At 64.5% G+C, this 21,272-nt stretch carries 17 protein-coding genes and 1 pseudogene; 9 read left to right on the top strand and 9 right to left on the bottom strand.

From position 1 onward, the window contains the following. Positions 1-21: 21 nt before the first annotated feature. From M5G11_RS11295 to M5G11_RS11285, 3 genes are all read left to right on the top strand, one after another. Positions 22-2,067: a diguanylate cyclase gene (locus M5G11_RS11295; protein WP_273912993.1), complete on the top strand. Its 2,046-nt coding sequence runs from the start codon at positions 22-24 to the stop codon at positions 2,065-2,067. Positions 2,068-2,153: 86 nt separating this feature from the next. Then, positions 2,154-2,930 (top strand): N-acetylmuramoyl-L-alanine amidase, encoded by a 777-nt coding sequence (locus tag M5G11_RS11290; RefSeq protein ID WP_273912994.1) that lies wholly within the window; start codon positions 2,154-2,156, stop codon positions 2,928-2,930. A gap of 73 nt (positions 2,931-3,003) precedes the next feature. Further along, entirely contained in the window at positions 3,004-4,623 is a 1,620-nt protein-coding gene (locus M5G11_RS11285) for an EAL domain-containing protein (RefSeq protein ID WP_273912995.1), read from the top strand. Between the two features lie 6 nt (positions 4,624-4,629). On the opposite strand, the gene M5G11_RS11280 is transcribed toward M5G11_RS11285, so the two are convergent. Both M5G11_RS11280 and algB read right to left on the bottom strand, forming a co-directional pair. Continuing rightward, a complete protein-coding gene (locus M5G11_RS11280; RefSeq protein WP_273912996.1) occupies positions 4,630-6,405 on the bottom strand; it encodes a KinB sensor domain-containing domain in 1,776 nt (591 codons plus the stop codon). Between the two features lie 8 nt (positions 6,406-6,413). Then, a complete protein-coding gene (gene algB, locus M5G11_RS11275) occupies positions 6,414-7,760 on the bottom strand; it encodes a sigma-54-dependent response regulator transcription factor AlgB (RefSeq protein ID WP_273912997.1) in 1,347 nt (448 codons plus the stop codon). Between the two features lie 207 nt (positions 7,761-7,967). On the opposite strand from algB, the gene M5G11_RS11270 reads away from it, so the two are divergent. From M5G11_RS11270 to M5G11_RS11245, 6 genes and pseudogenes are all read left to right on the top strand, one after another. After that, positions 7,968-8,561 (top strand): BON domain-containing protein, encoded by a 594-nt coding sequence (locus M5G11_RS11270; RefSeq protein WP_273912998.1) that lies wholly within the window; start codon positions 7,968-7,970, stop codon positions 8,559-8,561. A gap of 174 nt (positions 8,562-8,735) precedes the next feature. After that, on the top strand, positions 8,736-9,020 hold the full coding sequence (locus M5G11_RS11265) for a hypothetical protein (RefSeq protein ID WP_273912999.1): 285 nt from the start codon (positions 8,736-8,738) through the stop codon (positions 9,018-9,020). Positions 9,021-9,062: 42 nt separating this feature from the next. Next, a complete protein-coding gene (locus M5G11_RS11260; RefSeq protein WP_042127667.1) occupies positions 9,063-9,227 on the top strand; it encodes a DUF1328 domain-containing protein in 165 nt (54 codons plus the stop codon). 2 nt (positions 9,228-9,229) lie between these two features. Beyond that, positions 9,230-9,699, top strand: a pseudogene (locus tag M5G11_RS11255) (inhibitor of vertebrate lysozyme family protein). 733 nt (positions 9,700-10,432) lie between these two features. Then, on the top strand, positions 10,433-11,764 hold the full coding sequence (gene gltP / locus M5G11_RS11250; protein ID WP_273913000.1) for a glutamate/aspartate:proton symporter GltP: 1,332 nt from the start codon (positions 10,433-10,435) through the stop codon (positions 11,762-11,764). 238 nt (positions 11,765-12,002) lie between these two features. Further along, complete coding sequence (locus M5G11_RS11245) at positions 12,003-13,232, top strand: nucleoside recognition domain-containing protein (protein ID WP_273913015.1); 1,230 nt, start codon at positions 12,003-12,005, stop codon at positions 13,230-13,232. Here the strand turns inward: M5G11_RS11245 and M5G11_RS11240 are convergent. The 7 genes from M5G11_RS11240 to M5G11_RS11210 all read right to left on the bottom strand — a co-directional run bounded on the left by M5G11_RS11240 (position 13,214) and on the right by M5G11_RS11210 (position 21,008). Continuing rightward, positions 13,214-13,837 (bottom strand): ABC-type transport auxiliary lipoprotein family protein, encoded by a 624-nt coding sequence (locus tag M5G11_RS11240; protein WP_273913001.1) that lies wholly within the window; start codon positions 13,835-13,837, stop codon positions 13,214-13,216. The two genes, M5G11_RS11245 and M5G11_RS11240, sit on opposite strands and share 19 nt — an antisense overlap. Then, positions 13,834-14,772 carry an MlaD family protein gene (locus M5G11_RS11235; protein WP_273913002.1) on the bottom strand — a complete coding sequence of 313 codons (939 nt, stop codon included), beginning with the start codon at positions 14,770-14,772 and terminating at the stop codon, positions 13,834-13,836. The genes M5G11_RS11240 and M5G11_RS11235 overlap by 4 nt, the downstream gene beginning before the upstream one ends. Before the next feature lies 1 nt (position 14,773). Next, complete coding sequence (locus tag M5G11_RS11230; protein WP_273913003.1) at positions 14,774-15,571, bottom strand: ABC transporter ATP-binding protein; 798 nt, start codon at positions 15,569-15,571, stop codon at positions 14,774-14,776. Beyond that, positions 15,568-16,713: an ABC transporter permease gene (locus M5G11_RS11225; protein WP_273913004.1), complete on the bottom strand. Its 1,146-nt coding sequence runs from the start codon at positions 16,711-16,713 to the stop codon at positions 15,568-15,570. The genes M5G11_RS11230 and M5G11_RS11225 overlap by 4 nt, the downstream gene beginning before the upstream one ends. A gap of 52 nt (positions 16,714-16,765) precedes the next feature. Beyond that, entirely contained in the window at positions 16,766-17,788 is a 1,023-nt protein-coding gene (locus tag M5G11_RS11220; protein WP_273913005.1) for a DUF5924 family protein, read from the bottom strand. A gap of 150 nt (positions 17,789-17,938) precedes the next feature. After that, positions 17,939-19,312 (bottom strand): M16 family metallopeptidase, encoded by a 1,374-nt coding sequence (locus M5G11_RS11215; protein ID WP_273913008.1) that lies wholly within the window; start codon positions 19,310-19,312, stop codon positions 17,939-17,941. A gap of 37 nt (positions 19,313-19,349) precedes the next feature. Continuing rightward, a complete protein-coding gene (locus M5G11_RS11210) occupies positions 19,350-21,008 on the bottom strand; it encodes a Na/Pi cotransporter family protein (protein ID WP_273913009.1) in 1,659 nt (552 codons plus the stop codon). Positions 21,009-21,272 lie beyond the last annotated feature (264 nt).

Here is a 21,272-nt window from a genome sequence, read left to right as displayed (position 1 = left end):
CTCCCCTCTGCGGACCCTGGCATGACCGACGAAGCCCAGCGCTGGAAAGAAAAATACCTCAAGAATATCGAGCGGCAGGAAAAGCTCGAGCGCCGCTGGGACGCCCGTCTCGACTTGTTGCGTCGGGGCCTGGTGCGCAGCACCCTGGCCGCGGAAGGCAGCGACCGCGCCGTGGACCAGTGCATGAAGGAAATGCGCGAGGTTATCCGCACCGACAATATGGACGCTGCCCTGGCCGGCTTGATCCCGCGCCTGGAAAAGGCCGTGCTGGATTCCGAGCAACGTCGCGAAACCCGTATCGGCCAGGTGGGCACCGCGTTGAACTCGCTGGTCGCGCAATTGCAGACGCTGCCATTGCCGCCGGAAGTCAGCCGCCAGCTGAAGAAATTCTCCAAGCAGCTTGAAGCGCGTGCCAGCCAGTCGCGGGAAATGCCGCTGTTGCTCAGCGAGCTGAGCACGCTGCAAGGCCAGGCCCTGACCCACCTTGAGCGCCCGGAAGAGGCCCCCCGCCCAGGCCTGCTGCAGCGTCTGTTTGGCCATCGCGACGACGAGCCGCAGGCGGCTGGCCCGGCGCATGCGTTTGAGCCGGCGTTGCTGCCGGTTGCCGTTGAGCCCCCGCTGCCGATGGGCCCGGCGGTCATTCCGGATGGGCCGCCGGCAGAGCGCCTGCACCTTGCCGATATGGACGAGCTGCAGCCCCTGGCCAAGGTTGCGGTGCCGGAGGTTGTCGAGCCGCAGCCGGTTGCCGAGCCTGAGGCCATCGTAGCTGCGCCGGCGCCTGAAAAGGTCGAAGCGCAACCGCAGCCAGTCGTCGAAACCGAAGTGGTCGAGGCGCTGGACACGGCGCCAGTCGAGGCTAGCGAGCCAGCGGCGGCTGTCGAGACCCTCGAATCCGCCGAGGCGCCGCCGCACGACAGCCCGGTGCTTGAGGAGTCGCCCACTCCGGTTGAAACAGCCGATGAGCCGGCAAGCGAGTCGGAAGAAGAACACTACGCCATCCCCGATTGCGGTACCGAACCGTCCTACAGCTCGGTGGCCGGGCACATCGAGGACACCCTGCTCGGCCTGTTGAACGACCTGACCCTGCCCGAACGCCACAAACCCCAGGCCCAGGCCGTGCGCCAACGCCTGGAGCATGGTCTGAACTGGTATGAACTGCTGCCGGTGCTGGACGACCTGGCGGTGCTGATGCTGGCGATCACCGACAGTGGTCAGCATGAGTTCGAAGTGTATTTGCAGCAGTTGAACGAGCGCCTGGAGAACTTCCAGAGCCACTTGCAGGAAGCCAGCGAAGGGCACGCCGACAACAGCTCGGCGGCGCGCGACCTGGACACCCAACTGCGTGAGCAGGTCGATGTGCTGCAAAGCAGCGTGCAGGGCGCTGCCGACCTGGACAGCCTCAAGCACATCCTTGAGAACCGCCTTGAAGGGCTGCTCGGGACCATGGACGAGCACCAGCACCAACGCGACCTGCGCGAGCAGGAAATGGCCACGCGCCTGCACGGGCTGGCCGAACGTGTCGCCAATATGGAGCAGGAAGCCCTCGGCTACCGCGAGCACCTCGAAGAGCAGCGCCAGAAGGCCCTGATCGACCCGCTTACCGGCCTGCCCAACCGTGCGGCCTGGTCCGAGCGCCTGGACGAGGAGATGGCCGACTGGCAGGAAAACGGCGGGCACCTGCTGATGGCCATGCTCGACCTCGACCACTTCAAGCGCATCAACGACAACTATGGCCACCAGGCCGGCGACAAGGTCCTGAAGATTGTCGCCAACGTGCTGCGCAAACGCCTGCGCAGCCGCGACTTCATCGCCCGTTTCGGAGGCGAGGAATTTGTCCTGTTGATCCCGCAGACCGCCATCGTCAACGGTTTCCAGCTGGCCGAGACCCTGCGCGCTGCCATTGAAGCCTGCCCGTTCCACTTCAAGGGCGAGCGGGTCACCATCACCCTGTCCATCGGCATTACCGCCTTCCGCTCCGGTGAGCGCAGCGAAGTCGTGCTCAAGCGCGCGGACGAGGCGCTGTACCGCGCCAAGCACCAGGGCCGCAATCGCGTCGAACAGGGATAAGATCGCGTCGAAGAGGGATAAGTCGGAACGCCGGGGATACGTTACACTGTTGCATTACACACTTCCCCAGGCGTTGCCCTTTTCCCATGAAAGCGTTTTTTTCCGCGCTCCTGCTGTTGGCACTGGCCGGTTGTGCCAGCGGTCCGAAGATCGACCGCAGCCACCCGTCAGCCAACCAGGACAGCCGCATCCAGTTCGTCGTCCTGCATTACACCAATGCATCGCTGGAGCGTTCGCTGGCCTTGCTGACCCATGGCGAGGTCAGCAGCCACTACCTGATCGGTGACGACAACGGCACCATCTACCAACTGGTCGACGAGAACCGTCGCGCCTGGCATGCCGGGGACAGCCAGTGGGAAGGCCGTACCTGGCTCAACTCCAGCTCCATCGGCATCGAGATCGTCAACCCCGGCTACACCGACACCCCTACAGGGCGTGTATGGCACCCGTATTCCGAGGCGCAGATCGAATCGCTGATCGTGCTGCTCAAGGACATCGCCAAGCGCAACAACATCCAGCCGCGCCACATCATCGGCCACAGCGACATCGCCCCGCTGCGCAAGCTCGACCCGGGCCCGCTGTTCCCCTGGAAGCGCCTGGCCGACGCCGGCATCGGCATCTGGCCAGACGCTCGCGCCGTGGCCCAGCAGCGTGCGCGGTTCGACGTGAACCCGCCGAGCATCACCTGGTACCAGCAGCAGTTGGCGCGCTTTGGTTACTCGATCCAGCAGACCGGCGAGTTCGATGTGGCTACCCGTCATGTGCTCGCGGCGTTCCAGATGCGTTTTCGCCCGCAACGCTTCGACGGCCAGCCGGACGCACAGACCGCCGCCATCCTGCAGGTGCTCAACAGCGCCCGCTAGCGCGCCGCCCAACGGGCAGGCCGAATTGTCCGGCTGTTGCTATACCTCATGGTATTCGACGGGATAATTCTTGATGTCATCTGCCCTTGCCTCGCTGCGCAGCCTGCTTTATCGACCCTGGCTACTGGCCACGCTTGCGGCCACGGCGAGTGCGACCTTGCTTTTGCTGGCGAGCCTGGGCGTGGCCATGCACCAGTTGCAGGAAAGCGAAAGCGCGCAGATGAACGCCAAGGGCGAGCGCTTTCTCGAGCGCCTGGAGCAGATCTTCGGCCAACTGCGCCAAGGCGTCGACCTGCTCCAGGCGCAGCCCTTGCGCGGCTGCGACGCGGAAATGGTCAGCACCCTGCAACAGGTGACCTACAACAACCGCTTCCTGTTCGAGGCGGCCTATGTCGACAGCAGCCAGTCGTGCTCCAACCGCGGTGGCGAGCAGGCGCTGAACCAGCTGCCGCCGCCGGACATCCAGGGCCCGACCTACAGCTACTGGCTCAACACCACCACCGAACCCGATGACAACCGCGCGGCGCTGGTGCTGGGGCGCGGCAATTTTCGCGTGTCGACCTCACGCGGGCACCTGACCGACGTGGTCGACCTGCCCCCCGAAGGCAGCCTGCTGGTGATTCTCGACAAGGGCACCCGCGCCGTCCCGGTACTCGGTCCGGTGCAGGAGTGGCCGCCCGCCAGTGGCTGGCCGCCGGACAACGATGATGCCTTGCAGGTGTTTCCCAGCCGGCTGATCTACCGCATGCCGACCAAGTCCCCGGACTACCAGTTGGTGCTGATCACCCCGCGTGCCAGCCTGCCGCTGAAGATGAACGGCATGCTCTGGCTGCTGTTCCCCGGCAGCCTGCTGCTGGCCTGGTGCATTGGCTGGCTGGTGCTGCAACTGGTTCGCCAGAGCCGTTCGATGAGTTCGGAGTTGCAGGGGGCGATACGCCGGGGCGAGTTGCAGGTGCTGTACCAGCCGATCTTCGAGCTGAACAGCCGTCGTTGTGTCGGTGCCGAGGCGCTGGTGCGCTGGCGGCGGCCGGACGGCACGCTGACCGCGCCGGACCTGTTCATTCCCCTGGCCGAGAACACCGGGCAGATCCGCCAGATCACCGACTTCGTCCTGCAACGGGTGCTGGAGCAATTGGGCCAGGTACTGCGGGCCAACCCGCAGCTGTATATCTCGGTGAACCTTGCGGCGTGCGATGTGATGGTGCCGCGCATCGGCCTGGTCGCGGCGCGCCTGCTGGCCCTGCACCATGTCGCAGCCAGCCAGATCGCCTTTGAGGTGACCGAGCGCGGGCTGATCGATGTGGTGGTCGCGCGGGACAACTTGCAGGCGTTGCGCGCGGTGGGCCATCAGGTGTTGATCGATGACTTCGGCACCGGCTATTGCAGCCTGGCCTACCTGCAAACCCTGCCGGTGGATTGCCTGAAGATCGACAAGGCGTTCATCGACGCCCTCGGCCATGACGCCGCCAGCAGCGGCGTGGCCCCGCACATCATCCGCATGGCGCATGCCTTGCAGTTGCGGGTGATTGCCGAGGGCATCGAATACGAGGACCAGGCCCTGCTGCTCAATAGCGAAGGGGTCAACTACGGCCAGGGCTGGTTGTTTGCCCACCCGCTCAACGCGCGCCAGTTCATCGAGATGTTCACCCGTGGGCGGCGCATGGGGCCTCGGCGCATCGACGACGAGGCCTGAGCCGATTCAGACCGGCAAGGCCATGTAGAACTGGGTGCCCTGGCCAGGGCGTGAATAAACGCCCATGCGCCCGCCATGCAGCTGGACAATCTCCTTGCACAAGGCCAGGCCAAGCCCGGCCCCGCCCTTCTTGCGGCCGACCTGGACGAAGGGTTCGAAGATCCGCCCCTGCTGGCCGTAGGCAATGCCCTCGCCGTTGTCCTCGACGCTGATGATCACCCGCTCGGCATGGCGCCGCGCCTGCAAGCGGATGCGCCCTGCGCTGGCGGTATGGCGGATGGCATTGTCGAGCAGGTTGTCCAGCACCCGGTCCAGCTGCGCCGGGTCGGCCTGGATGCGCGGCAGTGGCGCGGTGAGCTCGACCTGCAGCTCGATCTGCTTGAGCTCGATCAATGGCGCAAAACGGCTGCAAGCGCGTTCCAGCAGGTCATCCACGGCGCAGGGTGCGAGTTCCAGTTTTTGCAGGCCGCTCTGGTAGCGGGAGAAGTTCAGCAGGTCGTTGATCAACTGAGTCAGGCGCTGCATTTCCTCGCCGATGGTCTCCAGCAGGTCGTTCTCGCGGGCTTCGGCGGGGAACTTCACGCGCTCGCGCAACAACCCGAAGGCCATCTGCATGCCGGTGATCGGCGTGCGCAGCTCATGCGAGGCGCGCAGCACGAACTCGCTGCGCACCCGCTCGAAGGCGCGCTGCTCGGTCACGTCATGCAGCACCATCACCGCACCGAGGATCGGCCCTTGCGGGTGGCAGACCGGCGTCAGGCTGTAGCTGAGCAGGCGGGTTTCTTCTTCTATCTCCAGGCACAGGTCTTCCGGCGGGCGGTCGAGGCTGCCGCCGCGCAGGATCAGGCGCAGTTGGTCGTCCAGCTCGGCACGCTTGAGCGCCTCGCCCAGGCCGATGCCCAGGTGCGGGTCATCCCAGCCCAATTGGCGCTGCGCGACCGGGTTGAGGTGTTCCAGCAGGCCCTGGCGGTCGATGATCAGCAAGCCGTCATCGATGCTGTCGAGCACCGCCTGCAGGCGCTGTTGGCCGGCCAGCAACTCGTCGACGTTGGTCGCCTGGTGCTTGCGCAGGGCCTCGGCCATCAGGCCGAAGCGCCGGGTCAGCTGGTTGATTTCCAGCGCCGGGGTCACCGGCAGGGTGACATCGAAGTCGCCCTGGCCGATCTGGTCGGCGGCTTTGGCCAGGGCCTCGATGGGCTGGCCGAAACGCTTGGCGATACCGTGCGCGGTGATGAAGCCGAGCACCAGCACGGCCAGGCCAACCACGCCCAGCAGGCCGGAAATCAACACGGCACGCTCGCGGGCCAGGCGCTCGCTGTGGGTGATGTGCTCAAGGGCCTGCTTGTGCGCGTCGATCAGGTCGCCGCGCAATACGTTGAAGGCAGCGCCCAGCGGCATGTCCGGGCTCAGGCTGCGGCCCGAGACCGGGGTCTCGCGCATGACCTGCAAAAAGGCCTGGTAATCCTGGCTGGCCTTGCTGAAGCCGGCCAGGGCTTGGGTCTTGCTTTCATGTTGCATGCCTTCGTCGAGCAGCATCTGGAACTGGTTCTGCAAGTCGGCCAGGGCTTTTGGGTCGCTGCCTTCATCGAGAATCTGGGTCAGTTGTTCCCCCAGGTTCTGCCGCAACTTCAGGCCCTGGTCGAGGACGAAGGCGTTGTCGTGGATCAGCGCCTGCTGCGAGCTGGCCATCTGCTGGACGCTGATCAGGCCCAGGGCCAACCCCAGCAACGCCACGGTCATCAGCGCCGAGATGCTGAGAAACAGCCGTGTGCGCAGCTTCATCGCCCATTTCACAGGTTGTACTGCTTGCGTTTGCGGTACAGCGTGGAGGCGTCGATGCCGAGGGTCTTGGCGGCCTGGTCGAGGGTGTCGCTGGTGGCCAGGACTGCGCCGATATGCGCGCGCTCCAGTTCATCCAGGCTCAGTGCGGCGCCAACTCGCGGGGCATTGCTGGTGGGTTGCTCGGCCATGCCCAGGTGGCTGATTTCGACGCGCTCCTGCGGGCAGATGATGCTTGCCCGCTCGATCACGTTGCGCAGCTCGCGGATATTGCCCGGCCAGCGGTAGTTGAGCAGCGCGGCGCGTGCTTCATCGCTGAAGGCCCGCGCCGGGCGCGAATACTCTTTGACGAAGCGTGCGAGGAAGCGGTCGGCGAGGGTCAGGATGTCTTCGCTGCGCTCGCGCAGCGGTGGCAGGTGCAGGGTGATGACGTTCAGGCGGTACAGCAGGTCTTCACGGAAGCGCCCGTCACGCACCATGTCCTCGAGGTTGAGGTTGGTGGCGGCGAGGATGCGCACGTCGGCGCGGCGGGTCACCGGGTCGCCGACCCGCTCGTATTCCTTGTCCTGGATGAAACGCAGCAGCTTGGGTTGCAGGGTCAGCGGGAAGTCGCCGATCTCGTCGAGGAACAGCGTGCCGCCATCCGCCTGGTTGACCCGCCCCAGGGTACTTTCGCTGGCCCCGGTAAAGGCCCCCCGGCTGTGGCCGAACAGCTCGCTTTCCATCAGCTCGGCGGTCAGCGACGGGCAGTTGATGGTCACGCAGGCCTTGCGCGCACGCTTGCTCCAGCCGTGAATGGCGCGGGCCAGCTCACCTTTACCGGTGCCGGACTCGCCGAGGATGAGGATATTGGCATCCGTGGTGGCGACCTGCCGGGCGGTCTCCAGCACCACCATCATGGCCGGGCTGTGGGAGTCCAGGCCGTCCTTGGGTTTGCGCATTTCACCTTCCAGCGCTTCCAGGCGTGCCGACAGCTGGCGTACTTCCAGTTGCTTGGCGGTGGCCAGGCGCAGCTGGTCGGGGCTGCACGGCTTGACCAGGTAGTCGGCGGCGCCGGCCTGGATCGCGTCCACGGCGGTGTCCACGGCCGAGTGCGCGGTGACGATCACCACGCGCATCCACGGCGCCTGGATACGCATCTGGGCCAGCACGTCGAGGCCGTTGTCCTCGCCCAGGCGCAGGTCCAGGAAGCACAGGTCGAAGACCTGGCGCTGCAACAACGCTTCGGCCTGCGCCGCGCTGTTGGCCGTAGCCACGCTGTAGCCTTCGTCTTCCAGGCAATAGCGGAAGGTACGCAGGATGGCCGACTCGTCGTCCACCAACAGAATGCGGCCTTGGTGGTCCGGGGCTGATTCCATTTCCTACGCTCCTTTAAGAATGATCTTGGTTAGTGTCGGAAAAATCGGGCAAGTTGCATGGTCAATACTGATTGATTCCGTTCCCTGCATGCTAGCTCCTCGCCAGTCACCTGGCTAACCCTCTGAAAATATTGCTTTTGTAAGCACTCAGTCGACTGGCACGGCGCTTGCGAAGTTCAAGCCTCCTGAGCAACCGGAGGCATTCTCATGCCTGTATTCAGCCCGGTGGCAGTGTTGGCTGCCGCATTACTCCTCGGCCCGCTGGCCGTTTCCGTGGCCCACGCGGCCGAACCTGCCCCACGTGAGGCGCAACAGGGCGACGCGGCGTTGCGCTCGATCATCACCTCGCGCCTGCAATGGAGCAGCCAGACCTACCGCCTGCCAATCGAAGTCGACAGCCGCGACGGCGTCGTCACCCTGCGTGGCCGGGTCACCAGCGCCGATGCCAAGCAGATGGCCGGCGAGCTGGCCGAGGCCACCGCAGGCGTCCATCTGGTCAACAACCTGATCAGCCTGGGGGTGAGCGACCCCGCGCAGGAGCGCGAGCAGGTCGTCGAGGCCAATGCACAGATGCAGAACGACGCCTGGATCGAAGAGAAGGTCCACAGCAGCCTTATATATAGCCGCAACCTCGACACGCAGAACATCGAGGTGAACGCCGAGGAAGGTGTGGTGCGCTTGTCGGGCGAAGTCGCCAGTGCCGAGCAGAAAACCCTGGCCGTACAGGTGGCCCAGCAGATCCGTGGCGTACGCGGGGTAGACGCGGACAAGCTGAAGGTCGCAGCCAGGGAGCAGGACTGATCATGCAAAACGCACGAGCGCACACCGTGCATCGTGCAGGATGCGCTCTGGTCATGTTGGTCGTTCGTGGTTAACTACCTGATTTATAACGATTTTATGGCTTAAAGAAAACTGGCATGCAGGCTGCAATGAACCTTACAGGTCAATAACAACATGCAGCAGGAGAGCCCGGCAATGAACCGTCCAGCCGCCAGAGTGCAGATATCGCCGCTTTACCTGCGTCAGGCGCTGTTCCTCAGCCTGGCGTTGCTGCTGACGCTGGCTGCCGGGCAGCTCTATCACGCCTGGCAGAGCGCGCAGATCGAGCGTCAGGTATATGCCGCGCAACTGGCCAGGCTGCAGGCGCACCACGCCGCCGCGCAACTGCTGCCCGCCCACACCGTGCAGCGCTCGCAACCGGCCACGGTGTCGACCGCCGAATTCGCTGCACCGCAAGCACAACAACGCTGGGTGTTCTAGCCGACACCTGGGCAGATTCCAAAAACGGTAAGGAGAATTACCATGTTGAGTTGGGCCATCACCTTCCTGATTATCGCCATTGTCGCTGCCGTCCTGGGCTTCGGTGGTATCGCCGGCGCCGCTACCGGTATCGCGAAGATCCTCTTCATCATCTTCCTGGTGCTGTTCGTGGCTTCCTTCTTCTTCGGTCGTCGCGGTAGAGGTTGATTATGAAAGGGACGCTATACAGAGCCCTGGCTGCCAGCCTGTTACTGGCCGGCAGTTCAGCGGCAATGGCGGCCAATGACGGCCAGGTCCGGGCCAACCAACTGTTGGCTTCGGACCCCGAGTACCGGAAACCTGGCAAGACATGGTCAAACAGGAAGAGCGCCTGCCCGAATGGGTGCTCAACTTGAGCGGTGAGTCGCCGCTGCAAATGTCCGCCACCGAGGAAGATGGCGACCAGTACCTGGTCGGCCCGCTCTGCGAAACCGCGCAGGGCTGCCTGAACAAGCGCTTGATCGTGGCGTTCAGCTGGGACAAGGACAAAGCCTACGGGATGCTGGTGGAAGTGCCCGAAGGCCTGCCGAGCGACAAGTCGCCCACCCGCCACGCCGATACCCGCTGGTTGGGCAAACCTGACCAAGGCATGCAGGCCCTGCTCAGGGAACAGCTCAAGCGAGATCCAAACTGGTACTGAGTGCCGCCGGGCACAGCAGTACGCAACGGAAGACTGAACCTTTTGCCGGCTCAGGCTTCTATGTTGCGCCCACCCGAGGAGGGTTGGCGCATGACCAAGGGGCCGGGCCGCTCTGATTGCTACAGGATCGCAGGGGCCTAGGGGTACAGGGAGTGCCTCCGCTGAGGGCCGGGTCAGGCGAAGCGATACTGGAGGTCCGCGAAGCGGGTGCACAGCGTGCCCATTGCATGACGCGGGCTTCCAGAACGCTTTGATACCAGGCTGCCAGCCATCTGAAACAAGCCGACACGACAAATCGGTCATTCGGCACGACCGTACATCATTATTTTTCACCCCCTCCTGCCGCCTGTTTTCCCTTCATTTCACGCATTCGGATTGTCGAACAAGCGTGTCCGCTACTCAGCCGGATACCTCTGAATCTGCCTAAATATGGCGCTTTGGCCATCGTCGGAATTCCGAACAGCACGTAGGAAAGCGTTTGCGACGTCCGTTTTGGCACAAAAACCCCATGCCGATTCGGCATGGGGTAGTCATTTACGGCATTAGACGGGGCCCCTCCACGTGGGAATAGTTGCGCCTTTTTTCGCTGGCCTGAGCGTAACCACGCTCGCTTGCGGTGACCTTCTACGGCGTCATTGCCTGCGAACCAGAATAACTATAGAGCGGCAACAAACCGCTCTGGCGTGCTGGTTTCGAGGTGGTGCCCGTTCCCACTTGAAGAAAGGTTAATGACATGAAGAAGGCAAAGCTAAGCCTCGCCTGGCAGATCCTCATCGGTCTGGTACTGGGGATTGCAATCGGGGCTCTACTGAACCATTTCAGTGCAGAAAAGGCATGGTGGATCAGTAACGTCCTCCAACCTGCCGGTGACATCTTCATTCGCCTGATCAAGATGATCGTTATCCCGATCGTGATTTCGTCGCTGATCGTGGGTATTGCCGGGGTCGGCGATGCGAAAAAACTTGGCAGTATTGGCCTCAAGACCATCATCTACTTCGAGGTGGTGACCACCATCGCGATCGTGGTCGGCCTGGTGTTGGCCAACCTGTTCCACCCGGGTGCCGGCATCGACATGAGCACCCTGGGTACCGTGGATATCTCCAAGTACCAGGCCACGGCGGCCGAGGTGCAGCATGAACACGCGTTCATCGAGACCATCCTCAACCTGATCCCGTCGAACATCTTTGCAGCGCTGATGCGTGGCGAGATGCTGCCGATCATCTTCTTCTCGGTGCTGTTCGGCCTGGGCTTGTCGAGCCTGCAGGCGGACATCCGCGACCCGTTGGTGAAAACCTTCCAGGGCGTCTCGGAAGCCATGTTCAAGGTCACCCACATGATCATGAACTACGCCCCGATCGGTGTGTTCGCGCTGATCGCGGTGACCGTTGCCAACTTCGGCTTCGCCTCGCTGCTGCCGCTGGCCAAGCTGGTGTTGCTGGTGTACTTCGCCATCGCCTTCTTCTGCTTCGCGGTGCTGGGCCTGATCGCCCGCCTGTTCGGCTTCTCGATCCTCAAGTTGATCCGCATCTTCAAGGACGAGCTGGTCCTGGCCTACTCCACCGCCAGCTCCGAGACCGTGCTGCCGCGGGTGATCGAGAAGATGGAAAACTACGGTGCGCCGAAGGCTATCTGCAGCTTCGTGGTACCGACCGGCTACTCGTTCAACCTTGACGGTTCGACCCTGTACCAGAGCATCGCGGCGATCTTCATTGCCCAGCTGTACGGCATCGACCTGTCGATCAGCCAGCAGCTGTTGCTGGTACTGACCCTGATGGTCACCTCCAAAGGTATCGCCGGCGTGCCGGGCGTGTCCTTCGTGGTACTGCTGGCGACCTTGGGCAGTGTGGGTATCCCGCTGGAAGGCCTGGCCTTCATCGCCGGTGTCGACCGTGTCATGGACATGGCGCGTACTGCCCTGAACGTGATCGGCAACGCCCTGGCGGTACTGGTAATCGCACGTTGGGAAGGCATGTACGACGATGCCAAGGGCCAGCGCTACTGGAACTCCCTGCCGCACTGGCGCAGCAAGGAAGCCCTGCCGGCTGGCGACATTGCCAAGCCGTAAGCTTCGCTTGAACTGAACAAGAAGCCCCGACCTGTCGGGGCTTTTTGTTGCCTGGGGTTTGGGAGGTAGCTGTCTTGCACAGTTTTGTAGCCGCTGCCGACAGGCTGCGCTGGAGCCCGTAAGGGCTCCCAAAGGCAGCGGCGACAGGGAGCTGTCCTTGCCAAGCAGACCGCGTGCCGACAAGACAGTGGCCGCCATGGCCCGCTATCATTCGCTGCATCTTCAGGGGGAACAACGGATGCTCAACGGCCTTTGGCTTGGTTTTTTCGTGGTCGCAGCCATCTCTGCGCTGGCGCAATGGCTGGTGGCCGGCAACGCCGGGGTTTTCGCCGCCATGGTCGAAAGCATCTTCAGCATGGCCAAGCTGTCAGTCGAGGTCATGGTGTTGCTGTTCGGCACCCTCACCCTCTGGCTGGGCTTTCTCAAGATCGCCGAGAAAGCCGGCATCGTCGAATGGCTGGCCAAGGTCCTCGGCCCGCTGTTCCGCCGCCTGATGCCGGAAGTGCCGCCCGGCCACCCGGCCCTGGGCCTGATCACCCTGAACTTTGCCGCCAACGGCCTGGGCCTGGACAACGCCGCCACCCCGATTGGCCTGAAAGCCATGCGTGCGCTGCAAGAGCTCAACCCCAGCTCGACCACCGCCAGCAATGCGCAGATCCTCTTCCTGGTGCTCAACGCTTCGTCGCTGACCCTGCTGCCGGTCACCATCTTCATGTACCGCGCCCAGCAAGGCGCCATGGACCCGACCCTGGTGTTCCTGCCGATCCTGCTCGCCACCAGCGCCTCGACCCTGGTCGGCCTGCTCTCGGTGGCCGTCATGCAGCGCCTGCGCCTGTGGGACCCGGTGGTGCTCGCCTACCTCGTGCCCGGCGCCCTGCTGCTGGGCGGCTTCATGGCCCTGCTGGCGGGGCTCTCGGCCACCGCGCTGGCGCACCTGTCGTCGATCCTCGGCAACCTCACGCTGTTCGGCCTGATCATGCTGTTCCTGGTCATCGGCGCGCTAAAGCGCGTGCCGGTCTATGAAACCTTCGTGGAAGGCGCCAAGGAAGGCTTCGACGTCGCCAAGAGCCTGCTGCCGTACCTGGTGGCGATGCTTTGCGCCGTTGGCGTGTTGCGCGCCTCGGGGGCGCTGGAGTTTGGCCTGGACGGTATTCGCCATGTGATCGAATGGCTGGGCTGGGACACCCGCTTCGTCGATGCGCTGCCGACTGCACTGGTCAAGCCGTTCTCTGGCAGTGCTGCGCGGGCCATGCTGATTGAAACCATGCAGACCCATGGCGTCGACAGCTTCCCGGCCCTGGTGGCCGCGACCGTGCAGGGCAGCACTGAAACCACCTTCTACGTGCTGGCGGTGTACTTCGGCGCCGTCGGCATCCAGCGCGCGCGCCATGCCGTGGGCTGCGCGCTATTGGCCGAGCTGGCCGGGGTGCTGGCGGCCATTGCGGTGTGCTACTGGTTCTTCGCCTGATACTGATTGCCCTGGGCCACGGCCCAGTCCACCAGTTGCGCGGCCAGCTTGTCAGTGGCCTGGCCGAAGCCGTCGACCACCGCTGGCACCTGCTTGTCGGCGACCGGCTGGCGCACCTCGAAGCGTCGGCTGGCGAGGATGCGCTGGGTGCGCCCCTGCACCAGCCGGGCGTCATAGCGCAGCACCACGGCCAGGCCGCTGGCGCTGTATTCGCTCTGGAACGCCTGTAGCTCGCCGGCCAGCTCGTAGTCGGCCTGCAGGTTGGCATCGTCGGCGCTCAGGCGTTGCACCCGGCCATCAGCCTGGAAGGCGTCCAGCAGGCGATTGCGCAGCAGCGCAGGCGCCGGGTCGCTCCAGCGCGCGCCTTTGTAGGTACTGATCAGGTTGCCCTGGGGCACCACGGCAATGCGCGGGCTGTTCAGCACTTCGCTGGCGATGGGTTTGTTCAGGCGCAACGACCAGCTCACCGGCTGCCCGGCCTGACGCGCCACGGCAGCCGTCGGCAGGCGATAGACATCCGCCGGGTCAGCCTGCGGCAGGATCGAGCAGGCGCTGCTCAGGCCCAGCAGCAAGGCCATGGCGGTCAGGCGGCAGGTACGGCTCATGGCTGGAACTCCTTGTTTTGGTCACGGCCCAGCAGATAGCCGCCGGGGTTGGCTTCCAGGCGTCGGGAGATCGCCTTGAGCGAAGTCAGGGTGTCGCGCAGCTCGCGGATCGCCGGGGCCAGTTCGTTCAGGCCCTGGGCGCCGCCGTCGATGGCTTCGCGGTTGTGTTCGAGGATGCTGTTGATGGTCGCGGTGCTGTTTGCTAACGACTGCATGGCCTGCTCGGCGTTGGCCATGACCTGCTTGCCGCCGCTGCCCAGCAGCGCGTTGGCATTGCGCATCAGCGTGCCGGTCTGCTCCAGGGTGGTGCCCGCCTGCTGACCGACCTTGGCCAGTTGCTGGATCGCCACGCGGATATCGTCGCGCTGGGCGGCAATCACCCCGGTGGTTTGCTCAAGGTTGGCCAGGGTGTTGCTCAGGCGCGCGACGTTCTCGCTTGAGAGCAGCTGGTTGGCGTTGTTCAGCAACTGGTTGATGCTGGTGACCACGTCGCTGCTGTTGGCCAGCAGTTTGGCGATCGGCGACGGCTCGGCGACGATGATCGGCAGCTTGCCGTTCTTGCCTTCCAGCGTCGGGCTTTCCGGCGTGCCGCCGCTGAGCTGGATGATCGAGGTGCCGGTCACCCCGGTCAGGGTCAGCTTGGCCTGGGTATCCTGCTTGACCGGGGTTTCGGCGCTCAGGCGGATACGCGCCAGCACGCGGCGCGGGTCTTTGGGGTCCAGGCGCAGGCTCATCACGTCGCCGACCTTGATCCCGCTGTACTGCACGGCGCTGCCCTTGGACAGCCCGGTCACGGCCTCGTTGAAGACTACTTCGTAGTCCTTGAAGGTGCTGTCGACACTCGACTTGGCCAGCCACAGGCCAAAGAGCATGGCGCCGGCCACCACAATCACGGTGACCAGGCCGATGAGCACATGGTGCGCGCGGGTTTCCATCTCAGTTCTCCTTGAGCGCTTTGGCCGCGGTATACGCCGCCCGGCCACGCGGACCATGAAAGTATTCGTGAATCCACGGGTCGTCGGTTTCCGAGACCACCTCGATGGGGGCTGCCACCAGCACCTTTTTCTGTGCCAGTACCGCGACCCGGTCGCTGATGGTGTAGAGCGTGTCCAGGTCGTGGGTGATCAGGAACACGCTCAGGCCCAGGGCATCGCGCAGGGTCAGGATCAACTGGTCGAAGGCGGCGGCGCCAATCGGGTCGAGCCCGGCGGTGGGCTCGTCGAGGAACAGGATGTCCGGGTCCAGCGCCAGGGCACGGGCCAGCGCTGCGCGCTTGATCATGCCGCCGGACAGCGAGGCCGGGTATTTGTCGGCCGCCGACAGCGGCAACCCGGCCAGGGCCAGCTTGACCCCGGCCAGGTGCTCGGCGTCGTCGCGGCTGAGCCCGGCGTGCTCGATCAGTGGCAAGGCGACGTTTTCGGTAATGGTCAGCGACGAGAACAGCGCGCCCTTCTGGAACAGCACGCCGAAGCGCCGCTCGACCAGCGAACGCTGGTTTTCGTCGAGTTCGCCGAGGTTCTGCCCGAACACCTTGACCAGGCCCTCACTGGGCCGGCGCAGGCCGACGATGCTGCGCAGCAGCACCGACTTGCCACTGCCCGAACCGCCCACCACCGAGAGGATCTCGCCACGGTACAGGTCCAGGTCGAGGTTCTCGTGGACCACCTGCGGGCCGAAACGATTACACAGCCCGCGTACTTCAATCACCGCTTCGCGGGAAGTCGTTGTACTCACCAGCCCATCTCCATGAAGAACAGCGCCGCCACGGCGTCCAGCACGATCACCACGAAGATCGACTGGACCACCGCCGAGGTAGTGTGGGCGCCGACCGATTCGGCGCTGCCGCTGACCTTGAGGCCTTCCAGGCAACCGATGGCGGCGATCAGGAAGGCGAAGAACGGCGCTTTCACCATGCCGACCAGAAAGTGCTGCACGCCAATGTCGCTTTCCAGCAGCGAGAGGAACATCGCCGGCGAGATATCCAGCGACAGCGCGCACACCACCCCGCCGCCGATGATGCCGCAGAGCATGGCCAGGAAGGTCAGCAACGGCAGGGCAATCAGCATCGCCAGGACCCGTGGGATCACCAGCAGCTCCACCGGGCTCAGGCCCAGGGTGCGGATGGCGTCGATCTCTTCGTTGGCTTTCATCGAGCCGATCTGTGCGGTGAAGGCACTGGCGGTGCGCCCGGCCATGAGGATCGCGGTGAGCAGCACACCGAACTCACGCAGGAAGGAGAACGCCACCAGGTCGACGGTGAAGATGCTCGCACCGAAGCTTTTCAGCACCGTGGCGCCGAGGAAGGCCACCACCGCCCCGACCAGGAAGGTCAGCAGCGCGACGATGGGCGCAGCGTCCAGGCCGGTTTGTTCGATATGCGCCACCACCGAGGTGACGCGCCAGCGCTTGGGCTGGAACAGGCGCTGGACCAGGGTGGCGATGATCAAGCCGACAAAGCCCAGCACTTGCAGGGTGTCTTGCCATAGCGTGTCGACCGCGCGGCCGATGCGGCTGAGCAGCAAGGTCATCACCGGAACGTCCGGCTGGCGCACCGGGATGCAATAGTCCTGCAGCGAGCAGTACACCGTCTGCAACAGGGCGCGGTCGGCGGCTGACAGGTTGTGTGCGCTTTCGGCCAGCTGGGCCAGGCGCTGGGCGCCCAGCAGCTCGACCAGCAGCGCAGCGCCTGCGGTGTCGAGTTTGCCGAGCTGGTCGAGGTCGACCACGGTGCTGTCGTCGTACTGTCCTTGCAGCACGGCGGTGCGTTGCTTCAGGGCGGCGTAGTTGACCAGCGTCCAGTCGCCGACGATGTGCAGGCAGGCCGGGCTGCTGCGGGTATCCAGGGTGGCGCTGGCGAGGGTGGCAGGCGTGCTCATAAGCTCCAGGCGGTCCGGCAGCGCTCCAATGCGCCGGATCAGAGCATAGACGTTACTGCGTGACAGATGCTTGCGCGTCGTCAACTACGCGAAAGCGCAGCACCCCGATCACCTGGCCGTCTTCGGTCAGCACGCGCACTTGCCAGCGCCCTACCGGGTTGCCTGGGAAGACCTGCTTGTGGGTCCAGGCGCGGTAGCCTTCCTTGCGCCCGCCGTGGATATCCAGGGCGATGCGGTCGACCTCTTTGCCGTTGAGCTGCCACACATGGTAGATGCGCTCGTTGAGCCCGCGCGGGGCCTTGATCGCGGTGTAGGCATACAGTCCGGTGCTGCGGATCTGGCTGGCGCTGACCTGCTTGAGGCTGGCGCCCGGGGTGCGGTCTTGCAGCTGGTTGGTCACCGCGACTTCGGTCATCCACAGGGTCGCTGGCGGTACCCAGGAGCGCAGCATCCAGCCGGCCCCGCCAACGGCCAGGGTGACCAGCACGAGCATCGCGCCGCGGCGCCAGGTGCGGATCGGGAAGCTGCTGGCCAGGCTCGGGAACGACAGCAGCATGGCGGTGATCAGCGCGAGCTTGAAGCTTTGCGCGGTGGTCAGGTGCAGGATTACCGGCAGTGCGGTGAGCAGGGCGGCGAACAGTGTCAGGGTGTGCAGCGCGAGGAACAGCCAGCGTCGTGGGGCCAGCCACTTGTAGTAGAGCGGGTCGATGATCGAGATCAGGCCGGCGCAGGCCAGCAGGCCGGTGAACACCAGTTGGCCGCTGTTCCAGGTGGTGGTGACAAAGAAGAACGGCAGGACGAAGAACAGGCTTTCCTGGTGGATCATCTGCGTGGCGTAGCGCAGCAGCGGCTGCGGGATCTCGCGCTTGAAGACCCTGGCGAACAGCTGGGTGAAGGTGTTCTCCAGCATCAGCCACAGCCAGCTGACCAGCATCAGGATGGCCACCCAGCTGGCCAGGCTTTCCTGGCGATCGACGAGGATGAAGCTGCCGATACCGGAGATGAAGCCGCCGAGGGCGATGACCCCTGGGTAGCGCTTGATCAGGTCGATAAGGCGCTGGACTAAAAGTGGCATGAGGGGGTGTTCGCTAGTCTTGAAATAAACCGATACAGGATACGCTGGTTTGGGCTGGCAGGTAGGGCCTCATCGCCGGCAAGGCCGGCTCCCACAGGGATCTTGGGGCAGCAGTGACTCCTGTGGGAGCCGGCCTTGCCGGCGATGGTGTCAATGATGACGCCGCCGCCAGATCAACCCCAAGGCCAACAGCAGCCCTGCCCCCAGCACCCCGAGGCCGATCACCCCGTCATAGCCGAACACCGGCTTCTCCACCCGCACATACCCAGGCTCGGCAAACAGCTGGCGCAGCGCCGCGTTCGCTTCCTCCAGGCTGACCTGGCGCAGCCGGCGTGCCGGGTCATCAAAACGGCCCTCGGCATAGGCATTCAGCGCCCCCCAGTAATAATCCGCCAACGCGCTGTTACCCTGGCTGGTCCACGCCTCGCGGTCGATGGCCGCCTGGCGGATGCGCTCGAAGGTCGCCGGGTCCAGGCCGTCCTTGCGCAATTGCTGGATCAGCCCGGCAAGAATCTGCTCGGCCTCCTCCACCTGGTCGCGGTCCACATCGGCATTCAGGCTCAGCAGACCGCTGTCGCCAAAGCTCTCGCGATCACTCCACGGCCCGTACGACAGGCCATGCTTGAGCCGCAGCTCGCTGTACAGCGCCCAGTCCAGATAGCGTTGCAGCAGGTCATAGGTCTGGTCGTGCTTGTCATCCAGCACCGGCTCGACGAACAGCCAGTGCAGCCGCGCGCCATCGCCCAGCCAGCCACGGTTCAGCTCACGCCGGGCCTCGGCCTTGTGGCTGACGCCATCGAGCCCGCGACGTTCTTCAGGCTCTACCGGCTGCAGCTCGCCATAGGCGCGTTCCAGATAGGCCGGCAGCAGCTTGTCGAGGCCGCCGACGACGATCAGGGTCATGTTGTTGGCTGCATACCAGTGCTGGCGCACGTCCTCGACCTGCTTGAGGGTCATGTCGTCCACCGCCGAGCGCTCGGCGCACTTCAGGCCCAGCTCCACGGCCAGTTGATCGCTGGCGCCGTGGCCGAGGTCCTGGCGGTCGAGCCAACGTTGCAGGTGGGTGTAGTGGCCGCCGTCTTCACGGGTGACGATCTGCTTCGCGTTGGCGAGGTCATCCTCATCCAGCTGGGTGTCGTTGATCACCGCCAGCAGCAGGTCCAGCACCTTGCGCTGGTTGCGCGCCGGGGCCTCGATCACGAAGGTGGTGTCGGCGCTGCTGGTGTAGGCGTTCCACTCCCCGCCCAGGGCCTGCATGCGTTCTTCCAGGCCGCCTTCGCCGCTGTCGTCGATGCCGCTGAACAGCAGGTGTTCGAGCAGGTGCGGCAGTTCTTGCTGGTGGCAGGGGAAGTCATCGAAGCCGATGCCGACCACCAGGCGGATCGACACATGGTCGCGCTCATAGCCGGGCTTGAGCAGCACCTGCAAACCATTGGGCAGCAGGTAACCCTCGACGCGGCTACGGTCCAGGGCAAAGCTGGAGCTACAGCCCAGCAACAGGCAAACGAAAAGCAGGCAACGCATGGTCAGCTTCCTTGCGCAGGGTTCGGATGAAGGGGCGTCAAGGCGAATGAGCATCGTCCGGTACACCATCGATCATCAGGGCACCGGTCTCGTTGCCACCCAATACCACATAGGCACTGCTGCAAAACAGTGAATTCAGACGTTTCATATCGGCGATCAGTTCCAGGTGCAGTGAACTGGTTTCGATACTTTGCACCACCTGACGTTGCAAACGGCTGACATGCGCGTGGGCCAGGCGACGCTCCTGCGCGCGGAAGCGGCGCTTCTCGCGCAGCAGCTGGCGGGCGCTTTCCGGGTCGGCGCTGAGGAACACCGAGAGGCCCAGGCGCAGGTTGGCCAGCAGTTGCGTCTGCAACCCGGTCAGCTCCTGCAGGCCCACGTCGGAGAACTCGCGGCGCTGCGCGGTCTTCTGCTGCTGGACCTTGCGCAACATGCGTTCGATCAGGTCGCTGGCCAGCTTGAGGTTGATCGACAGCTCGATGATTTCCGCCCAGCGCCGGCTGTCCTGTTCGCTGAGGTCTTCGCGGGGCATTTGCGCCAGGTACAGCTTGATGGCGTTGTACAGGGCATCGATGTCTTCGCTGAGGTAGCGCACTTGCTGGGTTACGGCGGTTTGCGAGCCGCGCAGCACGTTGAGCATGGGCTCCAGCATGCTGTCGACCAGGTCACCCAGGCGCAGGGTTTCGCGCACGGCGTTGGCCAGTGCCAGGCTGGGCGTGGCCAGCGCGGTCGGGTCGAGGTGGCGCGCTGCGGCATGACCGTTCTGCTCCTCGCGTTCAGGCAGCAGCCAGGCACACAGGCGCGACATGGGCTTGACCGTGGTCAGCAGCAACAGGCAGCGCACGGTGTTGTAGAGCAGGTGGAAGCCGATCACCAGCTCCTGGGGGCTGAACGTCAGGCTGTCCATCCAGTGCACCAGCGGGTCGAGCACCGGGATGATCAGGATCAGGCCGATCAGCTTGTACAGCAGGCTGCCCAGCGCCACCTGGCGCCCGGCGGCGTTCTGCATGCTGGTGCTGAGGAACGCCAGCACGCCGCTGCCGATGTTGGCGCCGATCACCAGGCCGATGGCCACCGGCAGGCTGATCACCGCCGAGCCGGCCAATGTCGCGGTCAGCAGCACGGCGGCCAGGCTGGAATAGGACACCATGGCGAACAGCGCACCGACCAGGGCATCGAGCAGGATGTCGCCGGTCAGCGAGGCGAACAGCACTTTCACGCCCTGGGCCTGGGTGATTGGCGCTGCCGCTTCGACGATCAGTTGCAGGGCCAGGATGATCAGCCCCAGGCCAATCCCGACGCGGCCCAGTTGGCCGGCGCGGGTTTGTTTGCGCGAGAGGAAGAAGATCACCCCGAGGAAGATCAGCAGCGGCGACAGCCAGGACAGGTCGAAGGTCAGCACCCGCGCCATCAGCGCGGTACCGACGTCGGCGCCGAGCATGATCGCCAGGGCCGGGGTCAGCGCCATCAGGCCCTGGCCGACGAACGAGGTCACCAGCATGGCGGTGGCGTTGCTGCTCTGCACCATGGCCGTGACGAGGATCCCGGCGACGAACGCCAGCGGGCGTTTCGACATGTTCTGGCTGAGCACGCGGCGCAGGTGGGAGCCGTAGACCCGCAGGATCCCGGTTCGGACGATATGCGTGCCCCAGATCAGCAGGGCGACCGCGGAAAGCAGATTGAGCAGGGTCAGCATGAACAAGCCCCCTGTTGCGAGTGCCCCAGCAGGGGCCAAATGGATGAAACCGTGAGCCTGGCCTGAAATCAGGCGGTTTTTCCCAGTGCTCACTTAAGCTGTAGTTGGCCAAAGGCCGAGGCGCCAGCATGGCATGGCTTGTAAGGGTTTGAAACATGGCAGAGATGAAAGCTGTGTCAGGGGTTGGTGGCCGCTGCCGCTAGGCTGCGCCGGTCTGCAACGCAGGCGCCGCCTTTGGGAGCCCTGCGGGCTCCAGCGCAGCCT

This window comes from Pseudomonas fontis (assembly GCF_028656955.1).
Lineage (GTDB): Bacteria > Pseudomonadota > Gammaproteobacteria > Pseudomonadales > Pseudomonadaceae > Aquipseudomonas > Aquipseudomonas fontis.
Note: the sequence above shows the minus strand (reverse complement) of the source record. Positions and strands in the feature narration are given on the sequence as shown.